Annotated in this window: 5 protein-coding genes; 3 read left to right on the forward strand and 2 right to left on the reverse strand. The window is 69.0% G+C overall.

The annotated features are described in order from the left end of the window. Positions 1-100 precede the first annotated feature (100 nt). On the forward strand, positions 101-6,148 hold the full coding sequence (locus ABE485_RS03625; RefSeq protein WP_346513523.1) for a DUF3320 domain-containing protein: 6,048 nt from the start codon (positions 101-103) through the stop codon (positions 6,146-6,148). A gap of 336 nt (positions 6,149-6,484) precedes the next feature. Beyond that, a complete protein-coding gene (locus ABE485_RS03630; RefSeq protein WP_346513659.1) occupies positions 6,485-7,207 on the forward strand; it encodes an META and DUF4377 domain-containing protein in 723 nt (240 codons plus the stop codon). Positions 7,208-7,217: 10 nt separating this feature from the next. On the opposite strand, the gene ABE485_RS03635 is transcribed toward ABE485_RS03630, so the two are convergent. After that, a complete protein-coding gene (locus ABE485_RS03635; protein WP_346513524.1) occupies positions 7,218-7,661 on the reverse strand; it encodes a CopD family copper resistance protein in 444 nt (147 codons plus the stop codon). 123 nt (positions 7,662-7,784) lie between these two features. Further along, positions 7,785-10,247, reverse strand: coding sequence for a penicillin acylase family protein (locus tag ABE485_RS03640; protein WP_346513525.1), 2,463 nt, complete (start codon positions 10,245-10,247; stop codon positions 7,785-7,787). Positions 10,248-10,577: 330 nt separating this feature from the next. Here ABE485_RS03640 and ABE485_RS03645 point away from each other — a divergent pair, with 330 nt between their 5' ends. Next, the gene (locus ABE485_RS03645) at positions 10,578-11,627 is read left to right on the forward strand and encodes a hypothetical protein (RefSeq protein ID WP_346513527.1); all 1,050 of its coding nucleotides are present in this window, start codon (positions 10,578-10,580) and stop codon (positions 11,625-11,627) included. The last annotated feature ends 2 nt before the right edge of the window (positions 11,628-11,629 follow it).

Genomic DNA, 11,629 nt, shown 5'->3' on the forward strand with positions numbered 1-11,629 from the left:
GCGGGCGGCGAAGATTCCGCCCTGCCGCCGTTTCGAAGTTCCGTCGCGCCGCATCGTCTTAGAATTCGTACCTGACGACGCATCGAACCGAGAGAGATGGATGGACAAGCGACAAGACCTGGAACTGCCCCCGATCCTGGAAGGGGCGGCGCACGTCGCGGCGGGGCCCGCGCCTGAATCCGCGCTTTCCGAGGCCCGCGCCGGCGAGGCGCCGTGCATCGTCATCGACATCGAAGCCGATCCCACGCTGGGCTACGCGTCGCTCCAGAACGCGGTCCCGATCGTGCGGTCGCTGCGCCTGACCAACCATGCGCCGCACGCCTGCGACGACATCGAGGTCCACGTCGCCTGCAACCCCGCCTTCGCGCAGGCCGTCACGCTGCGTTTCGACAGCCTGGAGTCCGGTGAGATCCGCCGCATCTCGCCGCTGGACCTGAGCCCGGACCACGCCTGGGTGGCCGACCAGCAGGAGGCGGCGCGCGCCAGCATCACCGTGGTTGCGCGGTCCGCGGGGCGCGAGGTCGGCCGGGCGTCGCGGCCGGTCGAAGTCCTGGCCTATGACCAGTGGGCGGGCACGCGAGCGCTGCCCGAACTGCTGGCCGCCTTTTCCATGCCGAACAACGCGGCCGTGGACGGACTGATCGGCCAGGCGTCGGCGCTGCTGCGCAGCCAGCACAGCGAGCTGACGATGAACGGCTACCAGTCCAGGAGCCGCGACGTCGTCTGGAAGCAGGTGTCGGCCATCTACAGCACGCTGGCCGCGCAGACTCTGCACTACGCCGAGCCGCCCGCGTCGTTCGGGGTGGACGGCCAAAAGATCCGCACGCCGGACCGCATCATCGAGGCCCGCGTGGCCACGTGCCTGGACCTGGCCATGCTGTTCTCGTCTTGCCTGGAGCAGGCGGGGCTGCGCCCGGTCGTGCTCATGAAGGACGGCCACGCCTGGGTCGGCGTGTGGCTGCACCAGGCCAGCTTCGCGGATCCGCTGACCGACGACGTGCAAGCCGTGCGCAAGCGCGTGGACAGCGGCGAATTCCTGGTGTTCGAGACCACGGGCATTGCCCGGCATCCGAATCATCGTCCTTCGCTTCGGCTGGCGCTGGAACAGGGCGCCGCGCACCTGCGCGAAGACGGCACGTTCCGCTACGCCATCGACATCCATCGCGCGCGCGAACTGCAGATCAAGCCGCTGCCCTCGCGCGTGGCGCCTGCCGCGCCGGGCGATGCGGCGCCCGTGGAGCAGCCGGCGGCCATCGAGCCCACGCCCGACCTGCCGCCGCTGGATCCCGAATTCGTCATCAGCCTGGAGCCGGCCGACGATACGCCCGAAGGCCGCCTGGCCAAGTGGAAGTCGCGCCTGCTGGACCTGACGCTGCGCAACCGCCTGCTCAACTTCAAGCCCACCAAGTCCACCCTGCCGCTGGTCGTGCCCGATCTGGCGCGGCTGGAGGACGCCATCGCCGACGGCGGCGAGTTCCGCATCCGCCCCTTGCCCGCCGCGCTGATGGAAGGCAGCGACCCGCGCATGGCGCAGGTTCACGTCGGCCGCGGGGGCCGCGCGCCGCTGGACGACATGGCGCTGCAGGCGCTGTCGAACCAGGAACTGATCGCCCGCGTGCCGCAGGAGGCGCTGGACGCCAACCTGCTGGCCATCTTCGGCGCGGCCCGGACCGGACTGGAAGAGGGCGGCGCCAACACGCTGTACCTGGCCATGGGCATGCTGCGCTGGACGGAAACGCCCGGCGCGGAAAACGCCCATCTCGCGCCGCTGATCCTGGTGCCCGTGTCCCTGCAGCGCCAGTCGGTGCGCAGCGGATTCCGGCTGGTGCGGCACGACGACGAGACCATCATCAACCCCACGCTGCTGCAGATGCTGCGCAACAACTACGAGTTGCGCGTGCCCGGGCTGGACGTCGCGGCCCCGGCCGACGACAAGGGCGTGGACGTGGCGCGGGTGCTGCAGGCCTTCCGGCTGGCGGTGCGCGAGATCGCCGGCTGGGAAGTGCTGGAACAGGCCCACCTGGGCATTTTCTCGTTCACCAAGTACCTGATGTGGAAGGACCTGCAGGACCGCACCGCCCAGTTGAAGGCCAATCGCGTCGTCCAGCACCTGATCGACCGCCCGGGCCAGGCGTTTGCCCGGGAGCCGCATGAAGCACGCTTCGACCGCCTGGACGAGAGCTACCAGCCGCAGGACCTGCTGACGCCGCTCTTGTCCGATTCGTCGCAGCTCAAGGCCATCTGCGCGGTCGACGCCGGGCGCGACCTGGTGCTGGAAGGGCCGCCGGGCACCGGCAAAAGCCAGACCATCACCAACCTGATCGCGCACCTGCTGGCGCGCGGCAAGACGGTCCTGTTCGTCTCGGAGAAAATGGCCGCGCTGGAGGTCGTGCATCGGCGCCTGGCCAACATCGGGCTGGGGCCGTTCTGCCTGGAACTGCATTCGTCCAAGGCGCGCAAGGCGGAAGTCCTGCAGCAGCTGGGCCGGGCGCTGGACCACGGCGGCCAGCGCACGTCCGACGACTGGGCCCGCGAAGCCGAGCGCCTGGCCGTGCTGCGCCAGGAATTGAACGGGCTGGTGGAAGCGCTGCACCAGGAGCACCGCAACGGCCTGACGGTGTTCGACGCCATCGGCGCCTGCATCCAGAACGCCGGCAAGGAGCCGTCGTTCCTGCCGTGGCCCGATGCGCAGGCGCACGACCGCAAGGAGCTCGCCCATCTGCGCGAGACGGCCCGGCGCATGGCGACCCTGTCGGGCGAACTGGGCAGGCTGCAAGGCCATCCGCTGGCGCACATCGGCATGGCCGAATGGAGTCCCAGCTGGCAGGACGCGCTGTTGGCGGCCGCCCAGGCGCTGGATCAGGCGGCGCAGGCCTTCAAGGATCGCGCCGCCGCCGTGGGCGATGCGCTGGGCCTGGCGGCGGCAGGCATGAGCCTGGATGCGTACGACAGGCTGGACCAGCTGGCCGACGTGCTGCTGGCCGCCCCGCGGGTGCCGGCCGGCCTGGCCGCGCAGGCGCATGACGCCGCCGCGCGTTTCCAGGTTCAGGCCATGGCCCGCCACGGCCTGGCGCGCAACGCGCATTGGGAACCGCTGCAGGCGCAGTGGAATGCGCAGTTGGCGGAGGTGGACGCGGCGGCGCTCAAGGCGGATTGGCTGGCGGCCTGCGCGTCGTGGTGGCCCAAATCCGTCTTTGCCAAACGCGGCATCCGCAAGCGCCTGGCGGCGCTGCGCCGCGACGGCCAGCGTCCTGACGACGCCGCGATCGAGGCGGCGCTGGCGCCGCTGGCCCAGGTCAATGCCGAAGACCGCGAGCTGGCCGGGCTGAAGGCTGACGCGAAGCGCCTGCTGCAGGACGCCTATGCGGGCCTGGACACCGACTGGGAGCAGGTCCGGGGCCATGAGCAGTGGGCCCAGCGGTTCACGGACGCCGTGGCGCTGGCTGCGGGCGACCCCGCGGGCGCCTCCGAACTGCGCACGCGGCTGGCGCCGCTGGTGGGCGAGAACCGGGCGTTCCTGCAACCCGCGGCCGCGCTGGGCAAGGCCTTGCTGGACTACCGGGACGCCTGGCGCGCGCTGCAAGACAGGCTGGCCGAGGTCGACGCGCAGGCCCGGCCGACGCAACCCCTGGCGGGCGAATCCGATGCGCATGGTGCGCTGGCGCGCATCCAGGGGATCATCGCGCAGTGGCGCGGCAACCGGCAATTGCTGATGCCCTGGTGCGTGTGGCGTCAAGCGCGCAATGAGGCCACGCAGCTCAACCTGCACGGGCTGGTGGATTCCCTGGAGCAGGGCCGCGTCCCGCTGGAGCAGGTCGAGCCGCATTTCGAGTTCAGCTACCGCAACTGGTGGGTGAAGAAAGTCATCGACCAGACCCCCGTGCTGCGGTCTTTCTCCAGCGCCGACCACGAGCGCAAGATCCGGGAATTCCGCCAGGCCGACGACCGCTTCCAGCAACTGACCAGCGCCTACATCGCGGCCGTGCTGGCGGGCAAGGTGCCTGCCGGCAACGGCGTCCTGGTCAGTCCGGACAGCGAGCTCGGCCTGCTGCGGCGGGAACTGCAGAAGAAGGCGCGCCATGTGCCGGTGCGCCAGTTGATGCAGCGGCTGCCGACGCTGCTGCCCAAGCTCAAGCCCTGCCTGCTGATGTCGCCGCTGTCGGTCGCGCAGTACCTGGACGCCGGCCATTCGCAATTCGACGTCGTGGTCTTCGACGAGGCGTCGCAGATTCCCGTGTGGGATTCCGTGGGCGCGATCGCCCGCGGCCAGCAGCTGGTCGTGGTGGGCGACACCAAGCAGCTGCCGCCCACCAGCTTCTTCAGCAAGTCCGCGCCCGACGAGGACGGGGCGGGCGATGACGGCCAGGTCGAGGACCTGGAGAGCATTCTGGACGAATGCCTGGGCGCGGACATGAACCGCCTGCGCCTGCAGTGGCACTACCGCAGCAGGCACGAAAGCCTGATCACCTTCAGCAACGTCACCTACTACGACTCGCAGCTGATCACCTTCCCGTCGCCCGTCACCGACGACATCGCCGTGCGCCTCGCGCAGGTCGCCGGCGTCTACGACCGCGGCGGCAGCCGCACCAACCGCCGCGAAGCCGAAGCCATCGTGCAGGGCATCGAACAGCACTACCTGGACAAGGCCCGCCGGCGCCAGACCCTGGGCGTCGTCACCTTCAACCAGCCGCAGCAATCGCTGATCGAAACCCTGCTGGACGCGCGCCGCCGCGCCAACGCCGAGCTGGACAAGGCCATCTCGGCGCAATCGCGCGAGCCGCTCTTCATCAAGAACCTGGAGAACGTGCAGGGCGACGAGCGCGACGTCATCTTTTTTTCGATCACCTTCGGCCCGGACGCGGCCGGCAAGATGACCATGAACTTCGGTCCGCTGAACGGCGAGGGCGGACACCGCCGCCTGAACGTCGCCATCTCGCGGGCGCGCGAAGGCGTGGTGATCTACAGCACGCTGATGCCGGAACAGATCGACCTGTCGCGCGTGCGCGCGGCGGGGGTGCGGGACCTGAAGCACTACCTGGAATTCGCCTTGAAGGGCCCGCGCGCGCTGGCCGAGCAGTCGCTGCCCACGGGCCGCGAACCGGACAGCCCGTTCGAATCGCAGGTGATCCAGGTGCTGCGCCAGCACGGATGGACGGTGCATCCGCAGGTGGGCTGCTCGGGTTACCGGATCGACATGGGCGTCGTGGATCCGCGCGCGCCGGGACGGTACCTGCTGGGCATCGAGTGCGACGGCCGGGCGTACCACTCCGGCGCCACCGCGCGCGACCGGGACCGCCTGCGGCAGGTGGTGCTGGAAGGGCTGGGCTGGCGGCTGCATCGCGTGTGGTCCACCGACTGGTGGATCAATCCGGAGCGCGAAGTGGACAAGCTGCTGGCGCGATTGAACGCGGAACTGGAGCGCGAGCCCGAGGACGCACCGCAGGACGAGCCGGAAGGGGAACCCGAGGGCGCGCCGCAGGCAGGCCTGGAAGATGCCGGGCAGGCCGAGGCGCAGGCCGAAGATGCCGGGCCAGGCGGCGTGGCGTTCGTGATCACGACGCATGAGGAAGCGCCGGCCGCGAACGGCGCAGCCGGTGGCGCCGAGACGTACCGGCTGGCGGCGCTGGACGGCGGCGCGCCGGAGGCGTTCTACGGCCGCGGTAGCGACGCTCTGCTGGTCGAGCAGTTGCGCGCCGCCATCGACATCGAGGGGCCGATTTCCGAAACCGCGCTGCACCGGCGCGTCGCCCGAGCCTGGGGCCTGGAACGGACCGGGGCCAGGATCGTGGAGCGCCTGCGCGCACTGACGCCCGAGGACGCGGGGCAGACCGACGAAGGCCATGTCAGGTTCTATTGGCCCGCGGGCGTGGCGCCGCAGGACTGGAAGGGCTTTCGCGGCGCGGGCGCGGACGAGTCCGCGCGCCGCCGGGTCGACGACGTCTGCATCGAGGAACTGGCCAACGGCGTGCTGCACGTGCTGGCGCAGGCCGGCAATGCGCCGAAGGCGGACGTGGTCAGGTCGGTCTCGCGGCTGCTCGGGATGGCGCGGACGCTGGCCGACGCGGAAGCGCGCATCGGACTGGCGGTGGCCGGGCTGACGGCGCGCGGCGTGCTGCGGGAAGAGGCCGGGGTGCTGCGCGCGGCGTGAAGCTCGCCGCGCGTAAGTGTCAGACTGTAATCGCAGGCCTGACAACCCGCGGCCGGTTTCGGCCTGCGCTGGCGCGCCCGATGCCGTATGGCACACGACCGCCGGGGCCTGCCGGCGCCCCGCTTTGAGGGACGGCCGTTCGGCAAGATTTGGAAACCGTCTGCCGGCGCATCCGCCAGATCCGTCCACGCCACGGACGTAGAATGCCGCTTTTCATCAAGGCCAGCCGGCTGTCAGGAACCAATCATGAAAAAAACCATCCTTCTTGCATCCGTGTGCGCCGCGCTGCTTTCCGCCTGCGCGCCGACCTCCACCCCTCGCGAAGGATCGTCCTCCATGCCCGCTCCCGCCGCCGCTGCTGCCGCCACCCAATCGAGCCTGACCGCCTATTACTGGCGCCTGGCTTCCGCCACCGACGCCTCGGGCAAGTCGATCGCCGCCCTGCAGAAGGGCATCGATCACCAGCTGCGCCTGAGTTTCACGGAAGATGCGCTGAACATCCGCGGCGGCTGCAACGCCCAGTTCGGCGGATACACGTACAAGAACGGCGTGCTGACCATCGCGAACCTGGCCTCCACGATGAAGGCGTGCGAACAGAGCCTGATGCAGCTCGATGCCGAAATCGGCCAGCGCATGAAGGGCGATCTGCGCGCGACGCTGACCGGCGACAAGGCCGAACCCATGCTGGAACTGGCTGCGCAGGACGGCACCGTGCTGAAGTTCGTGGGCGAGCCCACGCCGGAAACGCTGTACGGCAGCACGGGGCAGATCATGTTCCTGGAAGTCGCGGCCAAGCGCGCCGAATGCAGCCATCCGATGATTCCGCACTACCAGTGCCTGATGGTGCGCGAGCGCAAATTCAATGAAGCGGGCATCGCGCTGCCGGCGCAGGACAAGTGGCATCCGCTGTATCAATCCATCGAGGGATTCGAGCACCAGGACGGCGTGCGCACCGTGCTGCGCGTGAAGCGCTATGACTGGAAGAACCCGCCCGCGGACGCGCCCTCGAAGGTCTACGTGCTGGACATGATGGTGGAGCAGGACGCCTCGGGCAAGTAACTGTCCCGTGTCACCAGGTGACGTAGAACATGGCCTTGGCCAGCACCACGATGACAACCATGTGGCAGAACACGCTGAGGTGCAGGCGGCCTTGCACCGCCCCGGTGAGCCGGCGGCGGCGCGCCAGCATCAAGGCGGTGGCCACATGAACCAGCACACTGGCGGCCAGCGCGATCTTGATGCTGAGCAGGATCCCGAACGACGAGGCCAGGGGGGCGGCCAGCGCGCCGCGATGCTGCCAGGCAAGGCCCAGGCCGGCCAGATACAGCACGACCACGGACCAGGGCACCACTGACCGCACGCGCGGTCCCAGCTGGCTGCCCAGCGCCTTGCGCACATCGGGGGAAAGCCGCCGGTGCACGGGTTCCAGGAACAGCACCTCGAAGGCCACCGTGCCGACGAAAAGAAACGCGGCCAGGAGGTGCAAGATGAGCAGCGCGGGGTAGAGAGTCATAGCCGGTCCCGGAGTATCTGTTCGGGATTTTCCCACCCGGCCGCAACCGGGCGGAATGACAAACGTCAAGGCGGGGCCAGGCATGCTGTCGCCGCGGGCCTGCGCGCCGCCGTTGCCCAGGCGTCAGTTGCCCGACGGCTGCAGCGTCAGCGTGTCGGCCCGCTGGCTGTCCACCTTCGCCCGGCTGAACGCCATGGGGAAGTACTCGCCGGTGGCCCAGCCCTTGAGCAGGTCCTGATAATGCGGGCTGCGCGGGTCGGCCGATTGCCCGGGCACGTTCTGGACCATCGACCTGTCCCAATCCGCCACGTCGATCACCTGCCGGTACGACGCGCCGCTGGTCACGCGGAAGTCGCTCTTGCGGAACGTGGCGCGATGCACCGTGTCGTTATCCCCGCTGACCGGATAGCGCGGCGTCGCCCAATTCTTCGCGGTGTCGGGCGGCAGCAGGCTGGCCAGGCTGTGCTCGAACTGGATGTGATGGAGCTTGCCCCATTGCCACTGGTTCGAATCCGGGCCCAGCTTGGCGCTGAGCTTCTGCAGCCCGTCGGCCAGCGCCTGGAGCAGCAGGGCGTCGCGCCCCTGGTCCGGCCGGGTGCCGAAGGCGGCATCGGGCGTGGCCAGCTTTTCGAGGGTCTTGCGGGTGGACAGCTCGCCGAACGCCGCGCGCCCGCTGGCGGGCACGTAGAGATCGGTGACCCGCTTGACGACTTCGGGCAGCCAGAACGCATAGACCGTCGCGGCCCGCGAATCGGTTTCCATGCGGTAGTCCCAGTCCTTCAGCAGGCGCAGCGCCGGGCCGAGTGCCGGGTCCGCGGAGTTCAGGGACTTGGCGTAGCCCGCCAGGGTGCGCGCGGGAATCGAGAGGTTGTCGAACTGCAGATCCTGCGACTGCTGAACCGTCAGGCCCTTGCCGTCGGCCACCACCTCGCGGATGCGCTGGACGCGGAACGGTTCCGCCCAGGTGCGCGCCGACATGTCCTTGTACGGGAAGTCGGCCGGCAGGTTGTACTCGTTGGCGGTGGCGACATAGCCTTCGGGCGGGTTGTACACCCTGGGCAGCGAACTGCCCGGCAGCACGCCGCGCCATTCGAAATCGCCGTTGCCGGGCACCGGCAGCATGCCCGACCAGTCGGCGCGCGGCCGGATCGGCGCGATGCTGCCGCCGAACCAGCCGATGTTGCCGTCGACGTCGGCGTACACCATGTTTTCGCTGGGCGTGTAGTGCTTTTCCATGCCGGCCACGAACTCGTTCCAGTTCTGCGCCTGGTTCAGGCGCAGGCTGGCCAGGTAGGCGGCGGTCCCGGGGAATTCCAGGTAGGCGGCGCGCAGCGCGTAGGCTTTGCGCCGCACCGGGTCTTCGTAGATGACCGGGCCGTGGCGCGTGAACTTCAGGCTGCGCACGGCCGCGGCGCCGCCGCGCACGGGGATGGACTCGTCGACCTGGCGCATCTTTTCCCAGCCGCCCTGGTAGCGGTATTCGTTGGGATTCGCGGGGTTCGTGTCGTAGACGTAGAGGTCCTCTTCGTCGCCGAACGCAAAGATGGTCAGCCCGAACGCGATGCGGTCGTTGTGGCCCATCGATACGCCGGGCAGCGCGGGTTCGCCGGCGCCGATCACGTTCCAGCCCGGCGCGTTCAGGTGGACCATGTAGCGCAGGGACGGCATGGTGATGGAGCGGTGCGGATCGCCCGCCAGGATCGGCTTGCCGGTGGCGGTGTGCTGGCCGCCCAGCGTCCAGTTGTTGCTTTCATAGCGCGGCGCCATGGGATCGAAGGCCGGGTCCAGCGACGCGAGCCTGCCTTCGGACAGCGCGCTCGCCAGCTTGGCGCGATCGTCGGCCGCCAGCGGACTGCGCGGGAAGTCGCCTGCCTCGAATTTCTGGCCATCGCGCGCGAGCCTGTAGGTGTCCAGCACCGTCTTGTCGATCTGGCGCACGTCCAGGCCGGCGGGCACCTGCAGCGCCAGGGGAGGCTCGAAGGTGCTCAGCCCCTGCACGGCGTTCAGCCCCAGCGCGGCGATCTGCTGCGACATCCTGACTTCTTCGCTGGCGTTGCGCGTCAGGCCATAGATGCGGATCAGCGAGGTCTCGGGACTCCAGTACCCGGGCTCGGTGCCGGTCAGCTTGAACTCCGGCGGCAACTGGTCGGGATTGGCCTTGACCCAGTTCACGTAGGCGTTGATGCCGTTCGCGAAGGCGGTCAGGATGGCCTTGCCTTCGGGGTGGTAGCTGGCGAATTCGGCCTGCATGTCGCCGCGGAACAGGAAGAGGCGCGCGGCGCGGTCCTGCTCGATGAAGCGCGGGCCGAACTGCTCGGCCATCTTGCCTTCGCCCTGGCGGCGCCACAGGTCCAGTTGCCACAGGCGGTCGCGCGCGGCGCTGAAGCCCTGGGCGAAGAACAGGTCCGCCTGGTTCTTGGCATAGATGTGGGATACGCCGTGCTTGTCCCTGACGATCTCCACGGGCTGCGACAGCCCCGGCATGGCGATCGTGTCCTTTTTGCCGCCCGGCGCGGCGCAGCCCGCCACCAGGACGATCAGGCCGCTCGCCAGGAATGCGGCGGCCCTGCGTTTGAATGTGCGCATAGACTCCTCCTCCGATTATTGATTTTGTATATGCCAGCGGGTGGCAGACGCGGGAGTCGCGCCGGACCAACAGCAGGCAAGAAGTAGAACTAAACCGGAAGCGGCCGAAGAACTGTTTTATTTGGCTAAATCTGGCAGGACATGTAACGAGATGTCCTGGGTTGGCCCTGGGGGAAGCGGCTCCGCGCATCGTGCGCAAGCGGCTCAGCGATTGTCCGCGCCGACGCCGCCCGGATTCCGTGGACCAGCCCTGCACGCGGGGGGCAGGCGTCGGCTGATATTTTTGGTGACGACAAATCGGGGGCGCTTCCTTTCAGTACACTGCGCGGCATGCCGATCACAGACCTCACCCGCGCCCTGACCCCTCCGATTCTCGCCGCCAGCGATCTCGATACGCTGGAACAGTTCTTCCAGCGTCCGGAGGTGGGCGCCTTCCTTGCCCAGACGCGGGACCCGGCCCACACGGCGGCGAACCTGCAGGCCTGCGCCGGCCTGCTGCCCGGGATCCATCCGTCCCGGGCCGCGGCCCTGGCCCTGATGGGCGGTTCGTTGGTGGAAGACGGCGCGGACCCCGCGATCCTCTTCCCCGTGCTCCACACCCTGCTGGCCCAATGGCTGCGGACGCTGCGCCCCTTCTGCGCGCAGGAAGTGGAAGACGACGATGATGAGGTCGAAGAGGCGGACCGCCAGGCGTGGCTGGACGCCCAGGCCCGGATGGCCGACGTGCCGAAGGACGAGCGCTGGCAGGTCGAAACCCTGCATCAGGCCGTGGACCTCCTGGTCCTGCCCATGATGACCATGCTGATGCGCCACCGGGGCAATCACCAGGCCTTCATTGCCGACGGCGAACTGATGGCCATGCTGCACCCGATGGCCACGCTCAACGACAGCCTGCCGTTCGAACAGCTGCACTACCTGTGGCTGGCCTCGCAGCTCAGCTACGAGGACGAACTGGTCGTGGTGCTGCCGGCTTCCGGGACGGGATTCATCGCGGAAGCCCACGCCATCAACAACACCTTCCATGCGTTCACGCTGCTGCAGATAATCATCGGCGAACACGCGCGGGCGCTGGGCGTGAAGCGCGAGATCGCCGCCCGCGAGCCGGACATGGACGGCGACACCGCCGACTTCCAGTGGCTGCAGGCCGGCGCGTACGCGGATGGCGAGCTCAAGAACATGCTGCAGTGGGCCTGGGGCGAGGCGGCGCTGCGCGACCACGCGTCCCGGCACGGCAAGCGGGTGCTGATCGCGCTGGAAACCGACGAGGGCACGAAACGCAACTGGTCCGGCTTCAACGGCATCATCCACGAGGCCCAGCAGCCGTCCATGACGTTCAAGCGCTACCTGACGCCGGAAGAGGTGGCGTCGTACCTGGCGTGAGG

Origin of the sequence: Achromobacter spanius, assembly GCF_039673305.1 — a bacterium.
Lineage (GTDB): Bacteria > Pseudomonadota > Gammaproteobacteria > Burkholderiales > Burkholderiaceae_B > Achromobacter > Achromobacter spanius_F.